The organism is Chelatococcus composti, assembly GCF_014201415.1.
Lineage (GTDB): Bacteria > Pseudomonadota > Alphaproteobacteria > Rhizobiales > Beijerinckiaceae > Chelatococcus_A > Chelatococcus_A composti.
The window spans coordinates 1-26207 of sequence record NZ_JACHEH010000013.1 but is presented as its reverse complement, the minus strand read 5'-3'; the positions used below and the strand labels follow the sequence as shown (position 1 = coordinate 26207).

Here is a 26207-nt window from a genome sequence, read left to right as displayed (position 1 = left end):
TCGGGCAATGCCGTGCTCGCCGACATCCACGAGACGCTGCAGTCGCGCCTCAAGCGCATCCGCTTCCTCGGCAACCAGGAGCCCACAAAGTGGAACGAGGCCGTCGCCGAGCACGAGGAAATGATCGCCGCACTCTCACAGCGCCAGCCAGACCGCCTCGCCGAAGTCCTCGCCCGACACATGCACAACAGCTGGGAACGCGTCAAAAACACCCTCCCGTGAGGGGAGAGATCAGGCCGCGATCAGCGCCTCGCCGTCGTGCCGCGCAATGGTGACGTCGACAATGCTGCCGACCGGCAGCGCGGACGGCAGGCGCACCAGCGCAAAGCCCTCCGTGTGGCCGACGTCGCCCCGCTCGACGAGGACGCTCTGGCGGGTGCCCACCTGTGCGGCGAGGAAGCGCCGGCAGGCTTCCATGCCGGCCGCCCGCAGACGCGCGGCGCGCTCCTTCACCACCTCGCGTGGCAGCTGCGGCATGCGTGCCGCCGGGGTGCCCGGCCGTGGTGAGAAGGGGAACACGTGCAGATGCGTCAGCCCGCATTCCTCGACGATGGCGAGCGAGCGGGCGAACATCTCCTCCGTCTCGGTCGGGAAGCCAGCGATGATGTCGGCGCCGAAGACGATGTCGGGGCGGGCCCGCCGCACCGTTTCGCAGAAGCGGATGGCATCATCACGCAGATGCCGGCGCTTCATGCGCTTGAGGATCATGTCGTCGCCGGACTGCAGCGACAGGTGCAGGTGCGGCATCAGCCGCCGCTCGCCGGCGATGACAGCGAGCAGTTCCTCGTCCGCCTCCACCGAATCGATGGATGACAGGCGCAGGCGCGGCAGGTCAGGCACATGCCTGAGAATCTGGGCGACGAGCCGGCCGAGGGAGGGGCTGCCGGGCAGGTCGCGGCCATAGGCCGTGAGGTCGACGCCGGTCAGCACAATCTCGCGATAGCCGTTGTCGACGAGACGCTTGACCGCCTCCACCACCGCGCCCATCGGCACCGAGCGGGAATTGCCGCGCCCATAGGGAATGATGCAGAAGGTGCAGCGGTGGTCGCAGCCGTTCTGCACCTGCAGGAAGGCGCGCGCGTGGCCGTCGAAGCCGTCGACGAGATGCGCCGCCGTCTCCCGCACGGCCATGATGTCGCCGACCGCGACCTTCTCGCCCGCGGCGAGCCCGCGCCAGCGCTCCGCCTCGAGCTTTTCGGCATTGCCGAGAACCTTCGCCACCTCGGGCATCTGCGCAAAGCCGGCGGGATCGACCTGCGCGGCGCAGCCGGTGACGACGATCGACGCCTGCGGCCGCTCCCGCTTGAGGCGCCGGATGGCCTGCCGCGCCTGGCGCACCGCCTCGCCGGTGACGGCGCAGGTGTTGACGACGACGAGCTCCCCGTGTCCCGCCGCTTCCGCGTGACACTTGATGACCTGCGACTCGACGATGTTGAGCCGGCAGCCGAAGGTGACGACCTCGACGCCCATCAGGCCGTTTCCGCAAACAGCTCCGCAGCGAACCGGCCCTCGTGCTCCAGCTCGACCGGGCCCGTCATCATCACGTGGCCGTCGCTCTCGCGCCATTCGATCAGCAGGTCTCCGCCCGGCAGGGTGATGCGCACCTTGCGCCCGGTGAGCCCCTTGCGCGGGGCCGCGACGGCGACGGCGCAGGCAGCCGAGCCGCAGGCGCGCGTCAGGCCGGCGCCGCGCTCCCACACCTTGACGATCACATGCTCCGGGCTCTGTACCGCGGCGAGCGAGATGTTGGCCCGCTCCGGGAAGATCGGGTGGTTCTCCAGCAGCGGCCCGAGGCGGGCGAGGTCGTAGGCCTCAACATCGTCCACCCAGAAGATGGCGTGCGGATTGCCCATGCTGACCACCGAGGGCGAGTGCAGCACCGGCGCGTCGATGGGGCCGATCTGCAGCTCGATGGCGCGCGTGTCGCGGAACTCCTCGGCCAGGGGGATCTCGTCCCAGCGCAGGCGCGGCGTGCCCATGTCGACAGTGAAGGACCATTCGCCCTCGCGCCGGCAGGCGAGCAGGCCGGCGTCGGTCTCCAGCAGAAGCTCGTCACGCGCGTCGCCGCGCGTCAGCGCCCAGGCGACGCAACGCGTGCCGTTGCCGCAGGAGGCGGAGAGCGAGCCGTCCACGTTGTAGATGCGCATGAAAGCGTCGGTGCCGGGTGTGCGCGGATCGTGCAGCACCATCAGCTGGTCGAAGTGCGAGGCAGGCGCGGCCGCAATGGCGCGCGCCTCGGCCGGCGTGACGACGTGCCGCTTGCCGCGCAGGTCGAGCACCACGATCTCGTTGCCGAGACCGTTCATCTTGAGAAAGGAATGTCCGATCAGCGCGCTCATGGTGTCGTCCGGCGGCCGGGTGCTGCGAAAATTCCATCGGTATATGGGACAGTTTGCGAAAAAGCGCGAGTCTCTTCGCCGACGCCAGCTCGCGACACCGGTCAAAGGCGCCTATGGTCAAGAAGGCTGGGGAGGACGATTCGTGGCTCGGCGCCAAACGGTTGGGTACGGCAGATGACGACGGCTTCGTGGCCCTTGATCGCTTCAGCTCGCGGCATACTCGGCGCCGCCGCCTGCGCGCTTCTCCTTGCCCTTGCGGGGCCGTCCGCCGCCGCTCCGGCACCCGCTGACGGCCCTTCCGTCGCCGCTCCGGCATCGACGGTGCCGGCTGCCCCGTCGCAAACCGCCCCGCCGGCCGACACGCCGCCGGCGCCGGGCCTGTCGGTGCCCGCGCAGCCGACGCTCGCGCCGCCGCCGGCGAGCGCCGGCGACGTGGACGAGGTGACGCTGCCGGACAAGCCGGCCGTCGCGCTGGCCGGGCGGGCGACGTGGGACGAAACCGTCAAGACGATCACCGACGGGATCGCCCGGCTGCGCACCTTCCTCGACGGGGCAGGGCTCAAGATCGCGGGGCGCCCCGTGGCGCTCTTCCTCGAGACGGACGATACCGGCTTCCGCTACGAGGTTATGTTGCCCGTGGAGGCCGCCCCGGCCGCGGGCGCGGCCACGCTGCCGGAGGGCATCCGCTTCGCAAGGACGCCCTCGGGCAAGGCCCTGCGCTTCGTGCACAAGGGGCCCTACGATGAGATCGATTCCACCTACGAGGCCATCACCGCCTATCTCGACGCCAAGACCATCACGGTTCGCGACATGTTCATTGAGGAATATGCGACGGACCTGACACGAGGCGACGATGCGGCTCTCGAGGTCTACATCTATGTGCAGCAGTCGGAAGCGCAGCCGCCGGCGGCGCCGTCTCCCGCCGTGCCGCAGGACGACGGCTCTCCGGCCTCCGTGCCGCCCGCAGCCGCGCCGGCGCAGGCGGATGATGGCGCTTCCGAGCCGACGCAGAAGGACGGCGGGCAATGAGCGAGATTGCCGTCAAGCGCGTGTACGACCCGCCGGAGGTGGGGGACGGCAAGCGCATCCTGGTCGACAGGCTGTGGCCGCGCGGCGTCGCCAAGGAGACGGCGCCGTGGGATCTGTGGCTGAAGGAGGTTGCCCCCTCGCCGGACCTGCGCAAGTGGTTCTCCCACGATCCGGCCAGGTGGGAGGAGTTCCAGGTCCGCTACCGTGCGGAGCTTGAGGCTGCCAAGGGCGATGCCAAGGCGGCCCTTGCGCTGCTGCGTGCCGAGGCGGCCAGGGGCAAGATCACCCTGCTGTCCGCCGCCCGCAGCCGCGAGCAGAACAGCGCCGTGCTGCTGCGATCCTTCCTGCTGGGGCAGGAGAGATAGGCGTCCGCCATCCGCCGCGGCGGCGCAGATGCCCCTTTTCCTTGACTCGCAAGACTTGCCGCACCATAAGACGCGGACAAAGCCCCGAACGGTCCGTTCGCGAGCCGCCGACCAGCCCCCAGAGGCTGGAGGTCAACACCCGACAGCGCGTTGCGCCCTCGGGTGCGTTTCGTTTTGGGTCATCGGGACAGGGAAGAGATGATGCGACGCGCTGAGGCGGACATTGCGGAACGGACAGAGGCGGCCCATCACGGGCGCAGTGCCTCGTCCTGCCCGCGTGCCGGCAGGACCCCATCGGAGGACCGCTAGACGATGTTCGAAAGCCTGTCCGACAAGCTGTCCGGCATTCTCGGCTCCCTGACGCGTCGCGGGGCGCTGACCGAGAACGACGTCAACGAGGCCCTGCGTGAGGTGCGCCGGGCGCTGCTCGAGGCGGACGTCGCGCTGGAGGTGGTGCGCTCCTTCACCGACACGGTGCGCAGCCGCGCCGTCGGGGCCGAGGTCATCAAGTCGGTGTCTCCCGGCCAGATGGTCGTCAAGATCGTCCACGACGCCCTGGTCGAGATGCTCGGCAAGGAGGCAGAGGGCATCGATCTCAATGCGCCTGCGCCGGTCGGCATCCTCATGGTCGGCCTGCAGGGCTCGGGCAAGACGACGACGACGGCCAAGATCGCCCGGCGCCTCACCGACAAGATGAAGCGCCGCGTGCTCATGGCCTCGCTCGACACGCGCCGTCCGGCCGCCATGGAGCAGCTCGCCGTGCTCGGCAAACAGGTGGCCGTCGACACGCTGCCCATCGTGCCCGGCCAGACGGCAGTGCAGATCGCCCGCCGCGCCATGGAGGCGGCCCGGCTCGGCGGCTACGACGTCGTCATGCTCGACACTGCCGGCCGCGTCACGGTGGACGAGGCGCTGATGGCCGAAGCGGCCGAGGTGCGCGCCGCAACCCAGCCACACGAGGTGCTGCTGGTCGCCGACAGCCTCACCGGCCAGGACGCGGTCAACACGGCCAAGGCCTTCGACGGGCGCCTCGGCGTCACCGGCATCGTGCTCACCCGCATGGACGGCGACGGCCGCGGCGGCGCCGCGCTCTCCATGCGCGCCGTCACCGGCAAGCCCATCAAGCTCGTCGGCACGGGCGAGAAGGTCGATGCGCTTGAGGAGTTCCATCCCGAGCGCGTCGCCAACCGCATTCTCGGCATGGGCGACATCGTCTCCCTCGTCGAAAAGGCGGCCGAGACCATCGACGCCGAGAAGGCCAAGCGCATCGCCGACAAGATGCGCAAGGGCACCTTCGACCTGGAGGACCTGCGCGAGCAGCTCAACCAGATGGAGAAGATCGGCGGCATGAAGGGCGTGCTCGGCATGCTGCCCGGTATCGGCAAGATGAAGGCGCAGCTCGAGAGCGCCAATCTCGACGACAAGATCATCCGTCGCCAGCGCGCCATCATCGATTCCATGACGCCGCAGGAGCGGCGCAACCCCGACATCCTCAAGGCCAGCCGCAAGAAGCGCATCGCCGCCGGTTCCGGCACCAAGGTGGAGGACGTCAACAGGCTCCTCAAGATGCACCGCCAGATGGCCGACGTCATGAAGATGATGGGCAAGGGCGGGCGCGGCGGCATCGGCGGGGCGCTCGGCAAGATGTTCGGCATCGGCGGTGGCATGCCGCAGCCGACGCCGGAGATGCTCGAACAGCTCAAGGGCAAGCTGCCGGGCGGGCTGCCCGAGAACATGCCCGGTGGACTGCCGCCACTGCCGCCCGGCGGTTTCGGTGCGCCGAAACTGTCCGGGCTGCCGGGCCTCGGCGGCAAGGGGCCGGGCATGCCCGGCCTTCCGGGCTTTCCCTTCGGCAAGAAGAAGTGAGCCTCGCAAGATCAACCCGCTGCGTGCAGCGGCTGATATCGGTTCCGGCGGGCCTGCCAGCGTCGCCGGGCTGGACCAACTGAAAACGGAAAGGAAGTATCCATGGCTCTCAAGATCCGTCTGACGCGCGGCGGCGCCAAGAAGCGCCCCTACTACCGCATCGTCGTCGCGGACGCGCGCGCGCCGCGCGACGGCCGCTTCATCGAGAAGATCGGCACCTACGATCCGATGAAGGCCAAGGACGATCCGACCCGCGTCACGATCGACATCGAGAAGGCCAAGGCCTGGCTGGCCAAGGGCGCCCAGCCGACCGACCGCGTGCTGCGCTTCCTCGACGCCGCCGGCGTCGCCAAGCGTCCGCAGCGCAACAACCCGAAGAAGGGCCAGCCGGGCAAGAAGGCGCAGGAACGCGCCGCCGAGCGTGCTGCCGCGGCCGAGGCCGCTGCTGCGCCGGCTGAAGCCGCTGCCGAGGCGTGAGCCGCCGATCGTCCAGGACGACCGGGCCGTCGTTGCCCGCTCCCGCCGCGTCGGGTGCGGGCCGGCAGCTCGTGCTCGTCGGTGAATTCGGCCGCGCGCAGGGGCTCAGGGGCGAGGTGCGGCTCAAGTCCTTCACGGCCGAGCCGGCAGCCATCGCCCGTTTCACCACCCTGCAGACCGAGGACGGCAGCCGCCGCTTCCGTATCGAGGCGGTGCGGCCCGTCACCGGCAATCCCGACATGCTCATCGCACGCGTCGCGGGCGTCACCGACCGCACGGCGGCCGAGGCGCTGACGCGCGTGCGCATCTATGTCCCCCGCGAGAGTCTCGACGAGGAGCCACTCGAGGAGGACGAATACCTGCATGCCGACCTGATCGGCCTTGAGGTCCACAACCCGGCAGGGGAAGTGCTCGGGCACATTGTCGCCCTGTACGACTTCGGCGCCGGCGACGTCATGGAGGTTGCCCCGCGGGACGGGGGCGCCAGCGTGATGTGGCCTTTCACCAAGGCCTTCGTGCCGCAGGTGGATATCCCGGGAGGCCGGGTCGTTGTCGCCGCGCAGACGCTCACAGGACCCGACAGCGACGCTGAGGGCGAGGGCTGACAGCCATGTGGCGCGCCACCGTCCTCACCCTCTATCCGCAGATGTTTCCAGGCCCTCTTAGCGAAAGTCTCTCGGGCGAAGGTCTGGCACGCGGCCTGTGGCGGCTCGATACCCACGACATCCGTGCGCACGGACTCGGCCGCCACCGGGCGGTGGACGACACGCCCGCCGGCGGCGGCGCCGGCATGGTGTTGCGCGCCGACGTGCTCGCCGCCGCCATCGATGCTGCCGCGCCGGCGGACGACCCGCGGCCGCGCCTGCTCATGAGCCCGCGCGGCCGCCCTCTCGACCAGGCGCGCGTGCGCGCCCTTGCTGCCGGCCCCGGCGTGATCATCGTCTGCGGCCGCTTCGAGGGCGTGGACGAGCGCGTCATCGAGGGGCGCGGGCTCGAGGAGGTCTCGATCGGCGATTACGTCCTCTCCGGAGGCGAGATCGCGGCGATGGTGGTGATGGACGCCTGCGTGCGCCTTCTGCCCGGCGTCATGGGCAAGGAGGCCTCGGGCGAGGAGGAGAGCTTCGAGGACGGCCTTCTCGAATATCCCCACTACACCCGCCCGCGCGAGTGGGAGGGACGCACGATCCCCGAGGTCCTGCTGTCCGGCAACCACGCGGCCATCGCGCGCTGGCGGCGCGAGGAGGCGGAGCGACTGACCCGCATACGCCGCCCGGACCTGTGGCAGCGGCGCAAGCCCTGAGTGCTCTGGCAGTGCGCTGCGAGGGCTGTTTTTCGACGGAACGTCCGATCGGGCGGCATGATGCGGGCGGCTGCGCCGCCCGCGTCTTCCGGTGCCGTCAGCCCTTGGCGCCCTTGGCCCGCTCGATGCTTTCCTGAATCAGGCGGCGGGCCTCCTCGGCGTCACCCCAGCGTACCACCTTCACCCACTTGCCGGGTTCCAGATCCTTGTAGTGCTCGAAGAAGTGCTCGATCTGCTTGAGCGTGATCTCGGGCAGGTCGGTGTAGTTCTCGATCCGGTCGTACCGCTTCGTCAGCTTGCGCGAGGGCACGGCGACGATCTTCTCGTCCTGGCCCGCCTCGTCTTCCATGACCAGCACGCCGACCGGACGGCAGGACATCACGGCGCCGGGCACGATGGCGCGCGTGTTGGCGATCAGCACGTCGCATGGGTCGCCATCGTCCGAGAGGGTGTGGGGAATGAAGCCGTAGTTCCCCGGGTAACGCATGGCGGTGTAGAGGAAGCGGTCGACGAAGAGCGTGCCGGCTTCCTTGTCGAGCTCGTACTTGATCGGCTCGCCGCCGATCGGCACCTCGATGACGACATTCACGTCGTGGGGCGGATTCTTGCCGATCGCAATCGCGTCGAGGCGCATCGGTTTTTCACTCCTGAGGGCAGAATTGTGCGCCGCACCCTTGCGGCTGGCCCTCTACTAAGCGCCCGGGCACGGCTTCGCAAGCGGCAGTGACGGCAAGAGGGGCGGATCAGGCGAAAGTATAGGCCACCTTGGGGCAGCGCCGACCGCCGAAGACCGCGTTGGCCTCGGCCGCGACACGGCCGCCAAGGCGCTCGTAGAAGCGGCAGGCGCGCTCGTTGTCGGCAAGGGCCCAGACGACAAGGCCCCGGTGCCCTTCCGCCGCCAGCTCATGCCGGGCCGCAGCGAACAGCCGCGTGCCGAGGCCTATGCCCTGCATGACGGGGTCGATGTAAAGCTCGTCTATCTCGCCGCCCTGTGGCAGATTGGGGCTGCGCGTCGGCCCGTAGATGGCATAGCCTGCAAGCCGCCCGCCGAAATCGACGACGCTGATGCGCCGCGGGCGCGTCACCGCCCTGCGCCACCAGCGCGGGCCGCGGCGGGCGAGCATCTGCTCCAGGGTCACACCGGGCAGAACGCCGCGGTAGGCCTCCCTCCACGCCGCATCATGCACCGCCGCCAGTTCCACCGCGTCGGTGGGGCGCGCCGGCCGCAGGCTGATGACGAGCTCACTCATGAGAACCAAAATACGCACCCTTCCACCCGCCTTACAAGGCCCACACGCCTTGTTGAACAGGCTTTGTGCATTTGCATCGGCGAGATTGCAGGCCCCGGCCGGGGCTGCTATCCCCGCAACGGAATACCAGCGCCCGCACGCCGCGCCGGGAGCTGCGATACCGATTGCATGTGCCGAGAGGACGCTTGATCAACCGTTTCCGCAAGCCCGAGGAACGCTATCGTCGCCGCATGGCGCGGATCGCTCGCTGGGACAGGCCTGTGGCCGATGGGCTCGACCGTTGGCGTGCCTGGGTCAACATGGTCTTCGTCGACCACGGGATCTTTCGCCTCATCTATCTCAACCGCCACCGCGTCACCGAGCGCTTCTGGCGTGCGGCCCAGCCGGCGCCGCACCAGATCCGCGCTGCGGCGCGGGCGGGCGTGCGCACCATCGTCAACCTGCGCGGCGGGCGTGAATACGGCTCCTGGCCGTTGGAGCGCGAGGCCTGCGAACGGCTCGGCATCCGGCTCGTTGATTTCGTCGTGCGCTCGCGCGGCGCGCCCGACCGCGCCACAATCCTCGCGGCGAAGGACTTTTTCGAGAGCCTGGACTATCCCGTCCTTGTCCACTGCAAATCGGGCGCCGATCGGGCCGGCTTCATGGCGGCACTCTATCTCGTCGTCCACGAGAAGCGGCCGGTCAGGGAGGCGATGCGCCAGCTCTCGCTGCGCTTCGGCCATTTCCGTTTCGCCAAGACCGGCATCCTCGATGCCTTCTTCGAGACCTACCTGCGGGAGGGCGAGCCCAGGGGGCAGGATTTCCTGACCTGGGTCGCCGAGAGCTACGATCCCGAGCGGCTGGAGCGCGAGTTCAAGCCCGGCTTCTTCTCCGACATCGTCGTCGACCGCATCATGCGGCGCGAGTGACCGCGGCCTACTTGGCCGCCGCGGGCGTGACGTCGTCCGCCAGCTGCAGGCGATAGAGCTTGGCATAGATGCCGTTGCGGGCGACGAGCTCGTCGTGACGCCCGGTCTCGGCGACGCGCCCGCCGTCCATGACCACGATGAGGTCCGCATCCCGCACCGTCGAGAGCCGGTGGGCGATGACGATGGTGGTGCGCCCGTGCATGAGGCGGGCGAGCGCCTCCTGCACGGCCTTCTCCGACTCGGTGTCGAGCGCGCTTGTCGCCTCGTCGAGCAGGAGGATCGGCGCGTCCTTCAGGATGGCGCGGGCAAGCGCAATGCGCTGGCGCTCGCCGCCGGACAGGCGTGTTCCGGCGCTGCCGACGCGGGTGTCATAGCCGTCTGGCAGCCGGCAGATGAAGTCATGCGCAGCCGCGGCCCGTGCCGCCGCCTCGATGGCCGCGTCGTCGGCGCCCGGCCGGCCGAAGGCGATGTTGGCGCGCACCGTGTCGTCAAAGAGCACGACCTCCTGGCTGACGACGGCGATGTTGGCGCGCAGGCTGGCGAGGGTCACGTCGCGCACGTCCGTCCCATCGATGGTGACGCGGCCCCGGGTGACATCGTAGAGGCGCGGTACCAGCGACATGAGGGTGGACTTGCCGGAGCCGGACCGGCCAACGAGGGCAGTTGTGCGACCGGCCGGCAGGTCGAGGTCGATGCCGCCGAGCGCCGGCACGTCCGCGCGATAGTGGAAGTGCACGTTCTCGAAGCGCACGTGACCGGCGGAGACGACGAGAGGTCGGGCACCGGGCCGGTCGAAGATGGTCGGCTGCTCGTCCATCAGCGCGAAATAGCGCTTCAGTGCCGCCATCGCCTCCTGGATGATGGCGTTGAGATTGCCGATGGCCCGAATGGGTTGGGCCGCCATCAGCAGGGCCGCGACGAAGCCAGTGAAATCGCCGACCGTGCTCTGGCCGTGCATGATGCGCCAGCCGATCAGCACCAGCACCCCGGCGACGGCAATGCCGCCGCCGATCTCGAGCAGGGGGTCGAGCTTCGCGCGCGCGTTGGCCGCCTTCATCTTCAGCGCCCGCACGGTCTCGAAGGCGTCCGCGGCGCGCTGTTTCAGATAGCTCTCGAGGGAGAAGACCTTGGCGACGCGCACGCCGGCGAGGCTCTCGGACACGTGGCTCGCCATGGCGCCGATTTCCTCCTGCGTGGAGGTGGCGACGCGGCGCAGTTTGCGGCCGATGCGCGAGATGGGCAGCGAGGCGAAGGGGGCAACCACCGCGGCCACGAGCGTCAGCCACGGGTCGATCCAGAGCATGGAGGCGACGAGGGCGATCACCATGCCGAGGTCGCTGAGGAAGACCGTGAAGACGCGCGTCAGCGCCTCCTTGATGAAGGCGAAGTCGGTGGTGAAGCGCTGGGTCAGTGCCGCCGGGCTCTCGCGCCCGAGCTGGGCGATGTCGGCGTCGATGAGATGGGCGTAGAGTGCGCTCTGCATGTCGGCCTCGATGCGCGTCACCACCTTGTTGGTGAGCACGGCACGGGCCCACAGCGCGCCGCCGCGGATGGCCGTGAGCAGGATGACGAGGATCGGCCCGAGGACGAGCGCCTCCTCGTTCTTCTGCTCGAAGGCGTTGAAGGCTTCCTTGATGAGCAGCGGATAGGCCCCGGTCGCGGCCGAGACGACGGCGATGAGGATGAGGACGAGCGCAAGCGTCGCCCAGTGCGGCCGCACCCACTCCCGCCAGAGGCGCATGAGGGTCGGCAGGGTGTCTCTCGTCACAAGGGGCGGGCGCTTGCTCATGGGCTGAGGCGCTAGCACGGGGCGCTGCCCGGCACAATGGGCCGCTGCCGGTCAGGCCGTCGCGGGCCGGTGCGCGAGGAGCCTGAGGCAGACGAGAGCCCAGGCGGTGCCGGCGCTCCAGCCCGCCAGCACGTCCGAGGGCCAGTGCACGCCGAGGAAGACGCGGCTGACCCCGACGACGACGACGGCGCAGACGGCCGTGGCGAGGACGAAGCCGCGCGCCAGGGGGCTCGACTGGCCAGCCGCCGCCAGGGCGCCGAGCACGAGGAAGAGCGTCGCCGTCAGCATGGCATGGGCGCTCGGAAAGCTCGGCGTGTAGACGGTGACCTCGTGGTTGACGAGGTCCGGCCGGGCACGGGCCACCAGGTGCTTCAGCGCCGTGTTCAGGATGACCCCGCCGAAGAAGGCGGCCGCGATCACGCCGGCTTCGCGGCGCGCACCGCTCGTGAGGCAATAGGCGATGGCAGCGAGGGCGAGGAGGATCAGCACCGTGACGCTGCCGAGGGACGTCACGTCGCGGGCTGCGACGACGAGCCACCACGGCCCGAGAGGATTGCCGCCCGCGTCGCGCAGCGCGAGCAGGATCGCGCGGTCGAGGGCCGCGACCATGCCGGTGCCGAGGCTCGCGGCGAGCAGGCAGAAGGGCAGGGCGGCAATGCCGATCGCCGGCCAGCGGGCCCACCGGGAGAGGACACGCACCTCATGCCGGGGAGCCATGGCGGGGCCCGCCGTCATCTAGCGCGCCAGACCGGCAGCAACCGGGGCGAAGGCCGACACGACCTGCTCGTAGACCCTTCGCTTGAAGGGAATGACGAGCTCGGGCAGCCGCTCGAGACGCTCCCAGCGCCAGGTGTCGAACTCGGCCTTGTGACCGCCGCCGCCGGGGTTGGCGACGTCGATCTCGCTCTCGTCCCCGTCGAAGCGGAAGGCGAACCACCGCTGCTTCTGGCCGCGGTAGCGGCCCTTCCAGGCCTTGCCCAGAAAGGCCGGGGGCAGGTCGTAGGTGAACCAGTCCGGCGCCTCGGCAAGCAGCGAGATCGAGCGGATGTTGGTCTCCTCGTAGAGCTCGCGCAGGGCGGCGTCCTGTGGCGACTCTCCATCGTCGATGCCGCCCTGGGGCATCTGCCAGGCGTGTTCGGGGCTCACCTTCTCGGTGTTGTCGTTGAGCGGCCGCCGGCCGATGAAGACGAGCCCCTGCGGGTTGAACAGTGCAATGCCGACGCAGGGCCGATAGGGCAGGTGTTCGAGGTCCGACATGCTCAGCCTTTGGGAATGGCGATGAGGGAGGACGCCGGCACGAGGAGCACGCCCCGGCGGTCGAGGCTACCCGTCCAGCGGGCCAGCTGGCGCAGAAGGGAAGGAGAGGTGCCCTCGGCAAGGACGACGGCGCGCCCCTTTTGCCGCGCCGTCCGCTCAGCGCGGGCAAAGGCCTGCTCGACGGCCTCGGCCTGCATCGTCCGCGGCAGCACGACATCCGTCTCTCCTGCGCCGGCGGCGAGGAGCAGGAGGCCGCGCTCACTGGCCTGCCGCGCGACCGGGCCGAGCCGTTCGGCGCCGGCCGCCGAGAGGATGCCGGCATAGCCCGCAAAACGTGCCATCGCGCCGGGCAGCTCGCCGTCCGGAGTCTCGGCGGGGAGCGACAGCAGGATCTCGTGCCCGCTTTGCCGTGCCGCGGCGGCAGCCTGCGGAAGGTCAGTGCCGGTTGCGGCAAGGGCAAGCGTCACGTCGGCGGGCAGGGTCTCGATGGCCTGCCGGGTCGTCTCCTCGGACAGTCCGAGCCCGTCGACGACGACGGCGATGCGGGCAGGCGCCATGGCGGCATTCGGAGGGGCCGGCCGGGCATAGACGTCCGCCGGGCGGCTGCCGTCGTCGCCGATGCGTGGCAGAATGCCGGCAGGCGTCTCCTCGACAAGGCGCGGATCCGGCGCCGGGGGCAGACCGGGTTCGCTGCCGTCGGGCACGGTGATGATGATGGCGCCGGGCACGTTGCCAGCCGGCCGGACGACGGCGACGCCCGCATTCTGCTCGAGCTCCGAGGCCGGGGTGCGGTTGCTCGCCGGGGTGGCAGCGGCAGGCTCCGGCGACGTTTGCGACGCGCTTGTCACAGGCGTTTCCGCCTGTTTCTGCGGGGCAGGGGCGGCTGCGACAGGTGCCTCGGCAGGCCGGAAGGGCGAGCGGGAGATCATCGTCTCCGTCAGCAGACGTCCGCCGAAGAGAAGCACGGCCGCGATCAGGACGCCCCAGACGAGGCCGAAACGCAAGAGGCGATCCCGTCCCCGTGGACGGCGGCTGTCACGTCCGAGGGGCTTGTCGAGATCCTTCAGCGTTGCCTGGGGCAAATTCGGCGTCTCCGGCGATGCGCGCGGGCCTCCTGTCGAGGCTACGAATCACGCGGCCCACGCCGCATTCTTTCAAGAATACGGGTGGGCCGTCGAGATCGCGCTGCCGGCAGGCCGCGCTTCGTCAGTTGGGAACGGCGGGTTTCTCTGCGCTCGTTGCCGCGTCCTTGCGCGCGCCGCCCCGCAGCAGCTCAAGCGCGGCCTTGAGCTGGGTGTCCTTCTCCGGATCGGTCGGGACGTAGGCCGAGGAACCGGAAGCTTCCTCCTCACCGTTCTTCAGGTGGCCGCGCAGGCCCGCCTCACCCTTGGTCTCGTCCTTGCCCTTGAGCTCCTCGGGCACGTCCGGCAGCACCTCGCGGTCCGGCTCGATGCCCTTAGCCTGGATCGAGCGACCGGAGGGCGTGTAGTAGCGGGCTGTGGTCAGGCGCAGGGCGCCGTTGCTGCCGAGCGGGATGATGGTCTGCACCGAGCCCTTGCCGAAAGAGCGGGTGCCGATCACCGTGGCGCGCTTGTGGTCCTGCAGCGCGCCGGCGACGATCTCGGACGCCGAGGCCGAACCGCCGTTGATGAGCACGACGAGAGGCTTGCCCTTGGTCAGGTCGCCAGGCTTGGCGTTGAAGCGCTGCGTCTCGTCGGCGTTGCGGCCGCGGGTGGAGACAATCTCGCCCCGGTCGAGGAAAGCGTCGGACACGAGGATTGCCTGGTCGAGCAGGCCGCCCGGGTTGTTGCGCAGGTCAAGCACGTAGCCCTTGAGCTTGTCCGCCGGCACCTCTGCCGCGATCTTCTCGATGGCGGACTTGAGGTTGTCGAATGTCTGCTCGTTGAACTGCGTCACGCGGATGTAGCCGACGTCATCCTCAACGCGCGAGCGCACAGCGCGGATGCGGATGGTATCGCGCGTCAGCGTGACCTCGACCGGTTCGTTCTGGCCCTTGCGGCGGATGGTCAGCTTCACCGTGGTGTTGACCGGGCCACGCATCTTGTCGACGGCCTGGTTGAGGGTGAGCCCCTGCACCTGCTCGCCATCGATGTGGGTGATGAGGTCGTTCGCGAGGATGCCCGCGCGCGCGGCGGGCGTGTCGTCGATGGGGCTGACGACCTTGACGAGGCCGTCCTCCATCGTCACCTCGATGCCAAGACCGCCGAACTCGCCGCGCGTCTGCACCTGCATGTCGCGGTAGCTCTTGGCGTCCATGTAGCTTGAATGGGGATCGAGCGACGCCAGCATGCCGTTGATGGCCGATTCGACGAGCTTCGCCTCGTCGGGCACATCGACATAGTCGCCGCGGATCTTCTCGAAGACGTCGCCGAACAGGTTGAGCTGGCGATAGGTTTCGGCCGATGCCGCCACCGCGCTGCTTGTCGTGAACAGGGGCGACTGGGTCGCGACGACCGCCGCACCCGCCCCCATCAGGGCGCCCACCATCAGAAGAGAAATCTTACGCATCATCCGCGAACCTTTTCGCCCTGCGATTTCGCCCACCAGGGACTGGGGTCGATCGACCCGCCGTCTTTCCGGAACTCCACGTAGAGCACGGGACCGTTTGTACCAGAAAACGCCGTCGAGAGGGGTGTTGCCGTCTCGCCCATGACGGCGACCGGCTCTCCGGCGAGCACAAACTGTCCGAGCGCCACGGTGATCCGCTCCATGCCCGCCAGCAAGATATAGTATCCGCCGCCCGCATTGATGATCAAGAGTTGGCCGAAAGAGCGGAAGGGGCCGGCAAATGCCACCCAGCCATCCGCCGGGGCCGATACCACGGCCCCGTGCCGCGTCGCGATCGACACACCCTTGGCCGTGCCGCCGAAGCCGTCCGGCGCACCGAAACGGCGCAAGGTGGTGCCGTTGACCGGCATCGGCAGCAGCCCCTTGGCCTCCGCGAAGGGTATTTTGGGCGCAAGGCGCGCCGGATCGCCGAAGGGAGCGGCCGCGAGGCGCTCGCGCATTTCGCGCGCCTGGGCCTCGGCGGCCTTGCGCGCTTCCTCCGCGGCATGCCTGGCGGCGGCAATCTCGCTCTCCATCTTTTGAATGAGCTCACCGAGCGTTTGCGCCCGCGCGGCGAGGTCCCGGGCCTTGCGGCTCTCGTCCGCCTCAATCCGCTCCGCCTTCGCCAGGTCTTCCTGCCGGGCGGCGATGAGGGCCGAGAGCCTCTCGCGCTCGCTGGCGAGGGTGGCGAGGTCGCGCGCCAGGGCCTCCCGGTCGCGGGCGATTGCGTCCTTCAGCCGCACGAGCTCGCCGAGATCGGTGGCGAGTGCCTCCGTTTCTCCCCGCAATTCGGGCAGGACGGCGCCGAGCAGGATGGAGGAGCGCACTGCCTCCAGCATGTCGTCGGGGCGCGCGAGCACGGCCGGAGGCGGCCGGCGCCCCATCCGCTGCAATGCCGCCAGCACCTCGACGATGACGTCGCGGCGGTTGTCCAGCGACTTGCGGATCGCCGATTCGCTGGCGTTGAGCGTGGCAAGCCGCTGCTCGATGGCGCTCGCGCGCGCTTCCGCCGCCTGCGTGCGTTCCGTGGTCTCGATCAGCGCGGCATTGAGCCTGGCGCGGTCGGCGCGCAGGCCTTCCACCTCCTCGCGGATGCGGTTGCGCGCCTCCTCGCTCAGGCGCAGCTCTTCCTGCAGCCTTTCGAGCTCCTGTTCCCGGGCCGCCCGCTCCTCCTCGGTCTTGGCCGCCCGTTCCAGCGCGCGCTGGGCTTCGGGCGGCAGCTGCGGTTCCCGTGCCGCGGGTTCCTGCTGAGCGGTCTGCGCCGCCTCCTGTGCGGGCAACGGCCCGGAGAGGCCCGGCAGCAGCGCCAGCGCGGCCGCCACGCGGGCCGCGCCCGATGTTGTCCGGTGCAGAAGTCTCGACGGGCGCAGCGGCATCCTTCCTCCGGCAGCCGGTCACTCGCGGTGGTAAGGGTGACCGGCAAGGATGGTCATAGCGCGATAGAGCTGTTCTGCAACCAGCACACGCACAAGCTGGTGCGGCAGCGTCATGGCGCCGAAGGACAGGACAAGGCGCGCCCGCTCCCGCACCTCGGGTGCGAGGCCGTCCGCGCCGCCGATCACGCAGGTGAGGGAGGCTGCCCCTTCGTCGCGCCAGCGCGCCAGGGTATTGGCAAAGGTCTGGCTGTCGAGGGCCCTGCCCCGTTCGTCAAAGGCGACGGCGATGCTGTCGCCGATGCGTTGCAGCAGGGTGGCGCCTTCCTCCCGGCGGCGGTCCTCCTCGCGACGGGCTCGGCTTTCGGCCACTTCGGCAATGTCGAGTGCGGAAAAGCCCAGCGCCCGCGCACCTGCACCGATGCGCTCCTGATAACGCTCGATCAGCGTCCGCTCCGGCCCGGCCTTGAGACGGCCGACGGCCGCAATGGCGAGACGCATGGCGCGCTCAACCGGCCATGCGCTCGTGCGGCCGGTCGGCGCCCCACATCTTCTCGAGGTTGTAGAAAACGCGCACTTCGGGCCTGAACACGTGGACGATCAGATCGCCGGCGTCGATGAGAACCCAGTCGCAGGCGGGCATACCCTCAACCCGCAGGGGGCCGACGCCGGCTGCCTTCAGGGCCTGCTGCAACCTGTCCGCGATGGCGCCGACATGGCGATGCGAACGGCCGGAGGTGATGATCATCGTATCGGCAATCGAGGTCTTGCCGGTGAGGTCGATCTCGACCGTCTCCTCGGCTTTCATTTCCTCGAGACAATGACGGGCGACCACCACGGGGTCGCCGCCGTGCCTGTCCGCGGCAGTTGGGGCCGATGAGCCGACCGCCGGGGGAGGGGAAATATGTTCCGCCTCGCCATGGGGCATGAGATTCAGTGCCTGATCCTCTTCAAACAAGTGGCGCGATAGCGGCACCACATCCTCCAAGATAATCGTCATCGCCCCTCGCTTCAACGCCGGTGCTCGGTACCCGTCACGCCACGGCCCTTTTGGGCGCGCAGCAGGGTCGACGACAGGAACGAGCGCGGCCCGTGCAGGAAGACCCAGGCAGGCGGCGGCCGGCGGACGAGCGCACCCGCCCGGTGTTCGGGAACCCGGTAGGGGGCGAGGGCCACCGCCGCCCGTGCGCGACAGGCCTTCAGCGTCGCGCCCGGCCGGTCCACCACCGCGATGGGGACAAGGGCTGCAATGTCGCGCCAGTGCTGCCAGCGGTGGAAGCCGGCGAGATTGTCGGCCCCCATCAGCCAGACGAACCGCGTGCCGGGGCAGCGGCGCGCCAGATAGGCGAGGGTGTCGTAGGTGTAGCGCGTGCCGATGCCGGCCTCGAAGCCCGTGACGTCGATGCGCGGGTGGGCTGCGACGCGGCGGGCCGCGGCGATGCGCTCCTCAAGCGGGGGCAGGGCGGCGTTGTCCTTCAGCGGATTGCCTGGCGTGACGATCCACCAGACGCGGTCGAGGCCCAGCCGCTTCAGTGCCGTCAGGCTCGCCAGCCGGTGCCCGGCATGGGGCGGGTTGAAGGTGCCGCCGAAGAGGCCGATGCGCATGCCGCGCCCGCAGCGGGGCAGCGGCGGCGGCCCTGCGAAGCGCTTGTCGGACATCAAGGCCGGGTCTGTCCGCTGCCGTGCACGCGGTAGTTGAAGGAGGTCAGCTGCTCGACGCCGACCGGCCCGCGCGCATGCATGCGCCCAGTGGCGATGCCGATCTCGGCGCCAAAGCCGAACTCGCCGCCGTCGGCGAACTGCGTCGAGGCGTTGTGGATGACGATGGCGGAATCGACCTCGGCGAGGAAACGTGCAGCGGCGGCCTCGTCCTCGGTGATGATCGAGTCCGTGTGGTGCGAGCCGTAGGTGTCGATATGGGCCATGGCCGCCTCAAGCCCGCCCACCACGCGCACGGAGATGATGGCGTCGAGATATTCGGTGCGCCAGTCCTCCTCGCTTGCCGGCGTGACGCGCGGATCGACGGCCTGCGTGGCCTCGTCACCGCGCACGGCGCAGCCCGCGTCGAGGAGCATGGTGACGAGCGGTGCAAGGTGCGTCGATGCGCAGGCGCGGTCGACGAGCAGCGTCTCGGCCGCCCCGCAGATGCCGGTGCGCCGCATCTTGGCATTGAGCACGACGGACTTGGCCATGGCGAGGTCGGCCGCAGCATGGACATAGACGTGGCAGATGCCGTCGAGATGGGCAAAGACCGGCACGCGCGCCTCGGCCTGCACGCGGGCGACGAGGCTCTTGCCGCCGCGGGGCACGAGCACGTCGATGTTGCCGCCGAGGCCGCCGAGCATGAGGCCGACAGCCTCGCGGTCGCGGGTCGGCACGAGCTGGACGGAGTCGGCCGGCAGGCCTGCCGCGGCGATGCCGCGGGCCATGGCGGCCGCGATGGCCGAGGCCGAGCGGAAGCTGTCCGAGCCGGTGCGCAGGATGGCGGCGTTGCCGGCCTTCAGGCACAGCGCGCCGGCATCGGCCGTCACGTTAGGCCGGCTCTCGAAGATGACGCCGACGACGCCGAGCGGCGTCGCCACGCGCTCGATGACGAGGCCGTTGGGCCGCGTGAAGGTGGCGAGCGTGCGCCCGACCGGGTCGGGCAGCGCAGCCACGGCTTCCACGGCGGCGGCGATGGCCTCGATCCGGCCCTCGTCGAGGGCGAGGCGATCGATATAGGATGCCGTCTGCCCGTTGCGCCGCGCCTCCGCCACGTCCTCGGCATTGGCGGCCAGGATCGCGGCCCGGTCCGCACGCAAGGCCGCCGCGGCCTCGGTGAGAGCCCGACTCTTGATCTCGGCGGGGGCAATGGCGAGGGCCCGCGCCGCGGCCCGCGCCCGGCGCCCGATGTCGTGCATGAGTGCGGCGATGTCGTCGCTGCCGCTGATCACTCTCAGGCTCTCGCTCATCGTCCCTGTCCCCGTTCGTCGGCGATCATAGCGGCAGGGCGCCGTCTGGACATCCGAAACCTGCGGTGGCGGCCTTCCCGGAGGAGCAGGACCGGGTCGACGCCACGCCTGCCGGTCAGCCGCCCGCCAGCGTCATGTCGTCCCGATGCACCATCTCGGCCCGGCCGGGATGGCCGAGGATCGCCTCGATGTCGCGCGAGGCGCGCCCGGCGATCTGCCGCGCCTCGTCGATGTCGTAGGCCACGAGCCCGCGGCCGATCTCGCCCCCGGCCTCGTCGCGGATGATGACGGCGTCGCCGCGCGCGAAATGGCCCTCGACGCGCCGCACGCCGGCCGGCAGCAGGCTGGCGCCCGCGCGCAGTGCCTGTGCCGCGCCCTCGTCGACGATGAGCGTGCCCTTGGCCTCGAGCGCGCCGGCAATCCACTTCTTGCGTGCCGTGACCGGGTTCGACGGGGTCAGGAACCAGGTGCAGCGCGCCCCCTCTGCAATGGCGCGCAGCGGGTTCTTCACCCGCCCGTCGGCGATCACCATGTGCGTGCCGCCGGCGGTGGCAATCTTGGCGGCCTCGATCTTCGTGCGCATGCCGCCGCGCGACAGCTCCGAGGCGGCGCCGCCCGCCATGGCCTCGATGTCGCGCGTGATGCGCTTGACGACCGGGATCAGCTTCGCATCCGGGTCCGTCGCCGGTGGAGCGGTGTAGAGCCCGTCGATGTCGGAGAGGAGCACGAGCAGGTCGGCGCCGGCCATGGTGGCGACACGCGCGGCGAGGCGGTCGTTGTCGCCGTAGCGGATCTCGGTCGTCGCCACGGTGTCGTTCTCGTTGATGACGGGCACAGCCCGCATCTCGAGCAGGCGCGCCGTCGTGGCGCGGGCGTTGAGATAACGCCGCCGCTCCTCGGTGTCGGCGAGGGTGACGAGGATCTGCCCGGCCGTGATGCCGTGGTGGGCAAGGACCTCCGCCCAGGTCCGCGACAGGGCGATCTGTCCCACGGCTGCGGCGGCCTGGCTCTCCTCCAGCTTCAGCGGCCCCGCCGGCAGGCCGAGCACGGTGCGCCCGAGCGCGATGGCGCCCGAGGAGACGACGAGCACGTCGGCCCCGCGCCCGTGCAGCTCGGCGATATCCTCGGCGAGGGCGGCAAGCCAGGCGTGTTTCAGCCGCCCGCGCTCCCTGTCGACGAGGAGGGACGAGCCCACCTTGATGACGACGCGGCGGAAGCGGTCGATGGTAGGGACAGGGGCCGAGGCGGCGGCCTGGGCGGTGGCGCTCAGGGATGCCAAGTGCTCTCTCCTTCGCGGTTCGCGGCCGGGAGGGCAGCCTCCTTCTCCTCCTCGCGGGCGGCGTCTATCTCGGCCAGCAGGGCGCGCAGCGCCGCCTCCACGCCCTCGCCCGAGGCGGCAGACAGCACGATGGGCGTGCGGCCTGCCGCGCGCTTGAGGCGGGCGAGCTGCTCCTTGCGTGTCTCGGGGTCGAGCGCGTCGGCCTTCGACAGCGCCACGATCTCCGGCTTCTCGGCCAGGCCGTGTCCGTAGGCCTCGAGCTCGCGGCGCACAATCTTGTAGGCCTTGCCGGCGTGTTCGCTGGTGCCCTCGACGAGGTGCAGCAGCACGCGGCAGCGCTCCACATGGCCGAGGAAGCGGTCGCCGAGGCCGTGACCCTCGTGCGCCCCCTCGATGAGGCCGGGGATGTCGGCGAGCACGAACTCGCGCCCGTCGACGCGCACGACGCCGAGACCGGGGTGCAGCGTGGTGAAGGGATAGTCGGCAATCTTCGGCTTGGCCGCGGTCACGGCAGCGAGGAAGGTTGACTTGCCGGCGTTCGGCAGGCCGACGAGCCCGGCATCGGCGATGAGCTTGAGCCGCAGCCAGACCCACATCTCCGTGCCCTCCTGGCCCGGATTGGCCCGGCGCGGCGCCTGGTTCGTCGAGGTCTTGAAATAGGCGTTGCCGAAGCCGCCGTTGCCGCCGCGGGCCAGCACCACGCGCTGGCCCACCTCGGTGAGGTCGGCGATCAGCGTCTCATTGTCCTCGGCGAAGATCTGCGTGCCCTGCGGCACCTTCAGCACCACGTCGGCACCCTTGGCGCCGGTGCGGTTGCGGCCCATGCCGTGCATGCCGGGGCGCGCCTTGAAATGCTGCTGGTAGCGGTAGTCGATGAGCGTGTTGAGCCCCTCGACGCATTCGACGATGACGTCACCGCCGCGTCCGCCGTCACCCCCGTCCGGGCCGCCGAACTCGATGAATTTCTCGCGGCGGAAGGAGACGCATCCCGCACCCCCGTCGCCCGAGCGGACGTAGATCTTGGCCTGATCGAGGAACTTCATGGCACCACATGGCTCCCGCTTCCACGGCGGGGAGCGGTTTTCCTACAGGAGACGAACGCCCGCGGCAACGCATGCGCGTCGTCGCGGGCAGGCAGAGGCGGTCCGGCGCAGGCTGGGGCGTCAAGCCGCCATCTGCTGCCCGGTCCAGCGGGCCCGGCCGAGGATGGTGTCGTAGTGTGGCAGCATCCGGCCATGGGGCCGCGCCGGCACCAGCCCCTCGCCGACGACCACGAAGCCGAGCTTCTGCTGCACGCGCAGCGACGCCTCGTTGCCGGCGAAGAGGCCGGAAGCGATGTGCACCGCCCGGCTGCAGGCGAAATAGGCGTCGATGACGGCAGCCGCGGCCTCCGGCATCAGACCCTGGCCCCAGTGCTTCTCCCCGAGCCAGTAGCCGAGGTTCATGGCGCCGTTACGCGGGGCGATGCCCACGAGCCCGATCGGCTCGCCACCCTTCGTGACCGCATAGAGCGCGGCGCGGCCGGCGGCCCGCTCCTCGGCACTCTTCGCGATGTGTGCTGCCACATCGTCCTCGGACAGGGGCCATGGCACCGTCGACAGCCAGCGCACGACGGGCCAGGTCATCTGCCGGTGCAGGGCCGGCGCGTCCTCGCGGCGCGGGATGCGCAGCAACAGGCGCTCGGTGGTGAGCGTATCCGGCATCATGGCTCTCCTCCGGGCAGGATGGTGCAAGGTTCCACTCCTGGCACGAGGCAGCCTGCTTCAGCTGTGCGCTCGCGCACGGCAAGCCCGACGAAATGCGGGTTGGTCCAGCCCTTGAGGCTTTCCCAGATGCGCCGCTCGAGCCGCAGGTGGTCGACCGGGAATACGCCGCCACGCGCGGGGAAGGGCAGCAGCCCCGCTCCGGCGACATGGAAGCCGCACTTCTCGAGGACGCGCCGCGAGGCCGGGTTGACGACGCGCACGCTGGCGACGACGGCTGGCGCGTCGCTGTGGGTGAAGGCCGTGTCGACGACCGCCCGCACGGCTTCCGTGGCAAAGCCGCAGCCCCAGAAGGGCGTGCCCAGCCAGTAGCCGATTTCTGGCTCACCCGCCGCCGACGGGCGCAGGCTGACGGCGCCCATCACCTCGTGCAACTTGCCGCGCGGGGTGATGACGAGCGTCAGCGCCTTGCCCTCGGCATTGCCGTGACGGGCCTCATAGACGAAGCCTTCGGCCGCACCGGGCGGATAGGGATGAGGGATTTGTGCCGTCATCTCGGCGACGGCTTTCTCACCCGCGAGACACTCGATAGCTCGCACGTCGGCGAGACGCGGCCAGCGCAGCTCGAGCCTGGCGGTCTCGATCACGAAGGCATCGTCGATGATCTCGCGGGTAAACATGGTCTCGCTCCGATCCTTGCGGGTCGTGCCGCCTCCCGCGGCCGGGCCGGAAACGACGAAGGGGAGATGGCATCCCATCTCCCCTGTCGCATGGATCGGAAGCGTCCCTGGAGCTTCGATCCGCCGGTTTGTGGGATGCCGGCGGAAGCTCCTTCGTCTCAGCTGCCGCCTTTACTCAGCCGCCTCGACGGCGGGTACAACAGACACGTAAGCTCGGCCGAGTTTCGTGCCGAAAGCCACGCGACCGTCCGTCAGTGCAAAGAGGGTATGGTCCTTGCCCATGCCGACATTCGCGCCCGGACGGACGCGCGTGCCGCGTTGACGCACGATGATGTTGCCGGCAACCACGAACTGGCCGCCGAACTTCTTCACGCCGAGGCGGCGGCCGTCGGAATCGCGGCCGTTACGCGAAGAGCCGCCAGACTTCTTGTGTGCCATGATCGTTACTCCCGAAAACTGACGGAGGGCGGCAGCGTCGCCGCGCCGCGCCTCAGAGATCCTCGCCCGACTTCAGCTCGGCCTGGTCGACCTTGGCGCGCGGGGGCTTGCCGGCGAGAAGCTCCTTCGCCTGCTCGATCCACTCGTCGCGCGTGATGCGGCCGCGCAGGTTGAGCTCCTCGTCGTACTTCGCCACGTCCGCCTCGGTCCAGGCGGCGATCTGCTCCCAGGAGGTGATGCCGGCAGCGCGCAGCTTCTTCTCGATCGTCGGGCCGACGCCCGCGATGAGCGAGAGGTTGCTCGAGTCGCGCGCCTCGGCAGCAGCCGGGGCAGCGGTTTCCTTGGCGGCCTTCGCCGGCTTGGCGGCGGCCTTCTTGCCGGACGGCTTGGCGCCGCCGGTCAGAATCTCGGTGATACGCACGACGGACAGGTCGTGCCGGTAGCCGCGCTTGCGCTTCGAATTCTGGCGGCGACGCTTCTTGAAGGCGATGACCTTGGGGCCGCGCGCCTGCTCGATGAGCTCGCCCGCGACGAGGGCGCCGGGAACCGACGGCGTGCCCACTTCCACCTTGTCACCGTCGACGAGCATCAGCACGCTGTCGAAGGTCACGACATCGCCCGCCTCGCCAGGGAGCCTGTCGATCTTGATCACGTCGTTGGCGGCAACCTTGTACTGCTTGCCGCCGGTCTTGATGACTGCGAACATCATTTATCCTCGTGTTCGTCTCCCGGCTCTCGGCGGAAAACCGCCCGGCCGGCTTCTTGTCAGCCTGATCCGGCTTGTTACGCGCGTTCCGCCACGACAGCCACGCTCCAGACGAAGCACGGCACCGAAAAGGAGGCGCACGACTCGAAAAAGCGCGGACATGCCGCGCCACGGCGCTTCGATACATGCCGAAGGCGCATCTGTCAACGAAAACGCCGACAGGACAACGTCAAACCGCCGTTTGCGCGCGCTGCGAGGAAGGGAAAGACTTCAGCCCACTGCGCCGGGATGGCAGGGCAAAATGGCGGAGAGGGAGGGATTCGAACCCCCGATAGACTTGCGCCTATGCCGCATTTCGAGTGCGGTGCATTCAACCACTCTGCCACCTCTCCGCGATGGCGGGCAGTTCATATACGCGCAACCGGGCGAAGATCAAGCCGTTCCTGTGCATAATGTCCGATCCGCGGGAGGCGGCGCCGGTGCGGGCTTCGGATCGGGCGGGTGCGTGGGACCGTGCCCCTGCCGCGCGCGCGTGCCCCTTGCGAACTGTCGGCCTCACTCAGGGGACCCATTGAGCAAACAGCACCATCACCGCCGCGCAGAGGAGGGCGGCGGTGATGATGATGGCGCACGCGATAACCAGGAGCGCTTTGACCAGGCGCGACATGGTGTTGTCCTTGCATCAGCAGTGCCGGCACGTTCGTGAAAAGACCATGCTGAACTGGACGTTTCGGCGCTTCGGAGGCGGTGCCCACGCCGTTGCAGCACGCGCCGAAATACTTAGGAGTTGACCTAAGTATTGCGGCGCCCTACCGTGCTCTCAACCGCGGCGTTCACGACCGCCGGCAGCATTCCAGAGAGGGACATGACGCTTCAGGAAGCGGGCGCGATGCCTGCCGCAGCGCAAGTGGACGGGATCTTCCGGGCCCTGGCCGATCCGACGCGGCGGCACGTGCTCGAGCGGCTAAGCAGGAGTCCGGCCTCGGTGAGCGAGCTGGCGGCGCCCTACAAGATGGCGCTGCCATCCTTTCTCGCCCATCTTCGGGTGCTGGAGGACTGCGGGCTCGTGAGCTCCCGCAAGCAGGGGCGCGTGCGCACCTACCGGCTCGCTCCCGAACGGCTGAAGCTCGCCGAGGACTGGCTCGGCCGGCAGCGCACCATGTGGGAACGCCGGCTCGACCGGCTCGACAGCTATCTCATGGCGATAAAGGAGGAGGAACCGGAATGACTGCATCTCTGCCGAGCCATCTGGCCAGGCCCGATCCCGAGCGGGACCTCGTCATCGAGCGCGAGATCGACGTGCCTGTCTCGCTTGTGTGGAAGGCCTGGACCACGCCGGCCCATCTGCGCAACTGGTTCGTCCCCAGACCCTGGAGCGTCACCGATTGCGAGATGGACCTGCGCCCCGGCGGCATCTGCCGCACCGTCATGCGCTCGCCCGAGGGGCAGGAGTTTCCCAACGTCGGCTGCTATCTGGAGGTGGTGCCCGAGCAGCGCCTCGTTTTCACCGACTCGCTGCTGCCTGGCTTCAGGCCGGCGCCGGAGCCCTTCTTCACGGCCGCGCTGCTGCTTGCGCCGAACGGCTCCGGCACACGCTACACGGCCATCGCGTTCCACGGCAGTGACGAGGCGCGCCGGAAGCACGAGGCGATGGGCTTCTACGACGGCTGGAACACGGTCATCGACCAGATGGTCGAGTCCATCAAGCAGCAGCGATAGGCGGCCGCGCCGCCGCGGCCCTCCCGCGAAAGGCCGGCGAGGCCTCATGCGCCGTGGCGACGGGCTCAATAGTCCCCGTCGTCGCCTTCGCCATGGGCATCGCGACGATCGCCGCCGACCAGGATCTCGCGTTTTCCTGCGTGGTTTGCGGGTCCGACGATGCCTTCGTTCTCCATGCGCTCCATGAGGGATGCGGCGCGGTTGTAGCCG

31 protein-coding genes and 1 tRNA gene are annotated in these 26207 nt (G+C 69.6%); 10 read left to right on the top strand and 22 right to left on the bottom strand.

Annotated features, from left to right (window positions below):
* A partial coding sequence (locus HNQ73_RS17435; protein WP_183334980.1) for an FCD domain-containing protein occupies nucleotides 1-222 on the top strand: 222 nt, incomplete at its 5' end.
* Nucleotides 223-231: 9 nt separating this feature from the next.
* Here the strand turns inward: HNQ73_RS17435 and mtaB are convergent.
* Nucleotides 232-1470 carry a tRNA (N(6)-L-threonylcarbamoyladenosine(37)-C(2))-methylthiotransferase MtaB gene (gene mtaB / locus HNQ73_RS17430; protein ID WP_183336639.1) on the bottom strand — a complete coding sequence of 413 codons (1239 nt, stop codon included), beginning with the start codon at nucleotides 1468-1470 and terminating at the stop codon, nucleotides 232-234.
* Complete coding sequence (gene dapF, locus HNQ73_RS17425; RefSeq protein ID WP_183336637.1) at nucleotides 1470-2339, bottom strand: diaminopimelate epimerase; 870 nt, start codon at nucleotides 2337-2339, stop codon at nucleotides 1470-1472. The genes mtaB and dapF overlap by 1 nt, the downstream gene beginning before the upstream one ends.
* Nucleotides 2340-2534: 195 nt before the next feature.
* Here dapF and HNQ73_RS17420 point away from each other — a divergent pair, with 195 nt between their 5' ends.
* The 6 genes from HNQ73_RS17420 to trmD all read left to right on the top strand — a co-directional run bounded on the left by HNQ73_RS17420 (nucleotide 2535) and on the right by trmD (nucleotide 7376).
* Complete coding sequence (locus HNQ73_RS17420; RefSeq protein ID WP_244650290.1) at nucleotides 2535-3368, top strand: GyrI-like domain-containing protein; 834 nt, start codon at nucleotides 2535-2537, stop codon at nucleotides 3366-3368.
* Nucleotides 3365-3733: a DUF488 domain-containing protein gene (locus HNQ73_RS17415; protein WP_183336633.1), complete on the top strand. Its 369-nt coding sequence runs from the start codon at nucleotides 3365-3367 to the stop codon at nucleotides 3731-3733. Before HNQ73_RS17420 ends, HNQ73_RS17415 begins: the two co-directional genes overlap by 4 nt.
* A 312-nt stretch (nucleotides 3734-4045) precedes the next feature.
* Nucleotides 4046-5599 carry a signal recognition particle protein gene (gene ffh, locus HNQ73_RS17410; protein WP_183336631.1) on the top strand — a complete coding sequence of 518 codons (1554 nt, stop codon included), beginning with the start codon at nucleotides 4046-4048 and terminating at the stop codon, nucleotides 5597-5599.
* A 102-nt stretch (nucleotides 5600-5701) separates the two neighbouring features.
* On the top strand, nucleotides 5702-6076 hold the full coding sequence (gene rpsP, locus HNQ73_RS17405) for a 30S ribosomal protein S16 (protein ID WP_183336628.1): 375 nt from the start codon (nucleotides 5702-5704) through the stop codon (nucleotides 6074-6076).
* 32 nt (nucleotides 6077-6108) lie between these two features.
* On the top strand, nucleotides 6109-6681 hold the full coding sequence (rimM, locus tag HNQ73_RS17400; RefSeq protein WP_183336627.1) for a ribosome maturation factor RimM: 573 nt from the start codon (nucleotides 6109-6111) through the stop codon (nucleotides 6679-6681).
* 5 nt (nucleotides 6682-6686) lie between these two features.
* Entirely contained in the window at nucleotides 6687-7376 is a 690-nt protein-coding gene (trmD, locus tag HNQ73_RS17395; protein ID WP_183336625.1) for a tRNA (guanosine(37)-N1)-methyltransferase TrmD, read from the top strand.
* A gap of 97 nt (nucleotides 7377-7473) precedes the next feature.
* On the opposite strand, the gene ppa is transcribed toward trmD, so the two are convergent.
* Together ppa and HNQ73_RS17385 are read right to left on the bottom strand one after the other, a co-directional pair.
* The gene (gene ppa / locus HNQ73_RS17390; RefSeq protein ID WP_183336623.1) at nucleotides 7474-8010 is read right to left on the bottom strand and encodes an inorganic diphosphatase; all 537 of its coding nucleotides are present in this window, start codon (nucleotides 8008-8010) and stop codon (nucleotides 7474-7476) included.
* Nucleotides 8011-8119: 109 nt separating this feature from the next.
* Nucleotides 8120-8626 carry a GNAT family N-acetyltransferase gene (locus HNQ73_RS17385; RefSeq protein WP_183336657.1) on the bottom strand — a complete coding sequence of 169 codons (507 nt, stop codon included), beginning with the start codon at nucleotides 8624-8626 and terminating at the stop codon, nucleotides 8120-8122.
* Between the two features lie 185 nt (nucleotides 8627-8811).
* Between HNQ73_RS17385 and HNQ73_RS17380 the strand changes: the two genes are divergently transcribed.
* On the top strand, nucleotides 8812-9534 hold the full coding sequence (locus HNQ73_RS17380) for a protein tyrosine phosphatase family protein (RefSeq protein ID WP_183336621.1): 723 nt from the start codon (nucleotides 8812-8814) through the stop codon (nucleotides 9532-9534).
* Nucleotides 9535-9541: 7 nt separating this feature from the next.
* On the opposite strand, the gene HNQ73_RS17375 is transcribed toward HNQ73_RS17380, so the two are convergent.
* The 17 genes from HNQ73_RS17375 to HNQ73_RS17295 all read right to left on the bottom strand — a co-directional run bounded on the left by HNQ73_RS17375 (nucleotide 9542) and on the right by HNQ73_RS17295 (nucleotide 24670).
* Entirely contained in the window at nucleotides 9542-11323 is a 1782-nt protein-coding gene (locus HNQ73_RS17375; protein ID WP_183336619.1) for an ABC transporter ATP-binding protein, read from the bottom strand.
* A gap of 51 nt (nucleotides 11324-11374) precedes the next feature.
* Nucleotides 11375-12058, bottom strand: a complete 684-nt coding sequence (locus HNQ73_RS17370) for a phosphatase PAP2 family protein (RefSeq protein WP_183336617.1) — start codon at nucleotides 12056-12058, stop codon at nucleotides 11375-11377.
* Nucleotides 12059-12580, bottom strand: a complete 522-nt coding sequence (locus HNQ73_RS17365; protein WP_183336615.1) for an RNA pyrophosphohydrolase — start codon at nucleotides 12578-12580, stop codon at nucleotides 12059-12061. It abuts the gene before it with no gap.
* A 2-nt stretch (nucleotides 12581-12582) separates the two neighbouring features.
* The gene (locus HNQ73_RS17360; RefSeq protein WP_183336613.1) at nucleotides 12583-13662 is read right to left on the bottom strand and encodes a divergent polysaccharide deacetylase family protein; all 1080 of its coding nucleotides are present in this window, start codon (nucleotides 13660-13662) and stop codon (nucleotides 12583-12585) included.
* 124 nt (nucleotides 13663-13786) lie between these two features.
* Complete coding sequence (locus HNQ73_RS17355; RefSeq protein WP_183336655.1) at nucleotides 13787-15109, bottom strand: S41 family peptidase; 1323 nt, start codon at nucleotides 15107-15109, stop codon at nucleotides 13787-13789.
* Complete coding sequence (locus tag HNQ73_RS17350) at nucleotides 15109-16524, bottom strand: murein hydrolase activator EnvC family protein (protein WP_183336611.1); 1416 nt, start codon at nucleotides 16522-16524, stop codon at nucleotides 15109-15111. The genes HNQ73_RS17355 and HNQ73_RS17350 overlap by 1 nt, the downstream gene beginning before the upstream one ends.
* Before the next feature lie 18 nt (nucleotides 16525-16542).
* Nucleotides 16543-17022 (bottom strand): 23S rRNA (pseudouridine(1915)-N(3))-methyltransferase RlmH, encoded by a 480-nt coding sequence (rlmH, locus tag HNQ73_RS17345; protein ID WP_183336609.1) that lies wholly within the window; start codon nucleotides 17020-17022, stop codon nucleotides 16543-16545.
* Nucleotides 17023-17029: 7 nt separating this feature from the next.
* Nucleotides 17030-17449 (bottom strand): ribosome silencing factor, encoded by a 420-nt coding sequence (gene rsfS / locus HNQ73_RS17340; protein ID WP_244650292.1) that lies wholly within the window; start codon nucleotides 17447-17449, stop codon nucleotides 17030-17032.
* 83 nt (nucleotides 17450-17532) lie between these two features.
* Nucleotides 17533-18180, bottom strand: coding sequence for a nicotinate-nucleotide adenylyltransferase (locus HNQ73_RS17335; protein ID WP_183336607.1), 648 nt, complete (start codon nucleotides 18178-18180; stop codon nucleotides 17533-17535).
* Nucleotides 18180-19472: a glutamate-5-semialdehyde dehydrogenase gene (locus HNQ73_RS17330; protein ID WP_183336605.1), complete on the bottom strand. Its 1293-nt coding sequence runs from the start codon at nucleotides 19470-19472 to the stop codon at nucleotides 18180-18182. The genes HNQ73_RS17335 and HNQ73_RS17330 overlap by 1 nt, the downstream gene beginning before the upstream one ends.
* A 115-nt stretch (nucleotides 19473-19587) precedes the next feature.
* Nucleotides 19588-20751 (bottom strand): glutamate 5-kinase, encoded by a 1164-nt coding sequence (gene proB, locus HNQ73_RS17325; RefSeq protein ID WP_183336603.1) that lies wholly within the window; start codon nucleotides 20749-20751, stop codon nucleotides 19588-19590.
* Nucleotides 20739-21794: a GTPase ObgE gene (gene obgE / locus HNQ73_RS17320; protein ID WP_183336601.1), complete on the bottom strand. Its 1056-nt coding sequence runs from the start codon at nucleotides 21792-21794 to the stop codon at nucleotides 20739-20741. Before obgE ends, proB begins: the two co-directional genes overlap by 13 nt.
* 120 nt (nucleotides 21795-21914) lie before the next feature.
* Nucleotides 21915-22457, bottom strand: a complete 543-nt coding sequence (locus HNQ73_RS17315; RefSeq protein WP_183336599.1) for a GNAT family N-acetyltransferase — start codon at nucleotides 22455-22457, stop codon at nucleotides 21915-21917.
* Complete coding sequence (locus HNQ73_RS17310) at nucleotides 22454-23212, bottom strand: GNAT family N-acetyltransferase (protein WP_244650288.1); 759 nt, start codon at nucleotides 23210-23212, stop codon at nucleotides 22454-22456. Before HNQ73_RS17310 ends, HNQ73_RS17315 begins: the two co-directional genes overlap by 4 nt.
* 93 nt (nucleotides 23213-23305) lie before the next feature.
* Nucleotides 23306-23572: a 50S ribosomal protein L27 gene (gene rpmA, locus HNQ73_RS17305; RefSeq protein WP_183336597.1), complete on the bottom strand. Its 267-nt coding sequence runs from the start codon at nucleotides 23570-23572 to the stop codon at nucleotides 23306-23308.
* A gap of 52 nt (nucleotides 23573-23624) precedes the next feature.
* Nucleotides 23625-24278, bottom strand: a complete 654-nt coding sequence (locus HNQ73_RS17300) for a 50S ribosomal protein L21 (RefSeq protein ID WP_183336643.1) — start codon at nucleotides 24276-24278, stop codon at nucleotides 23625-23627.
* Between the two features lie 302 nt (nucleotides 24279-24580).
* Nucleotides 24581-24670 (bottom strand) — tRNA-Ser (locus HNQ73_RS17295).
* A gap of 473 nt (nucleotides 24671-25143) precedes the next feature.
* Here HNQ73_RS17295 and HNQ73_RS17290 point away from each other — a divergent pair.
* Complete coding sequence (locus HNQ73_RS17290; protein ID WP_244650286.1) at nucleotides 25144-25506, top strand: ArsR/SmtB family transcription factor; 363 nt, start codon at nucleotides 25144-25146, stop codon at nucleotides 25504-25506.
* On the top strand, nucleotides 25503-25997 hold the full coding sequence (locus HNQ73_RS17285) for an SRPBCC family protein (protein ID WP_183336594.1): 495 nt from the start codon (nucleotides 25503-25505) through the stop codon (nucleotides 25995-25997). Before HNQ73_RS17290 ends, HNQ73_RS17285 begins: the two co-directional genes overlap by 4 nt.
* Before the next feature lie 65 nt (nucleotides 25998-26062).
* On the opposite strand, the gene HNQ73_RS18250 is transcribed toward HNQ73_RS17285, so the two are convergent.
* Nucleotides 26063-26207 (bottom strand): DNA translocase FtsK (locus tag HNQ73_RS18250; protein ID WP_183336592.1); only part of this gene is annotated, 145 nt, incomplete at its 5' end.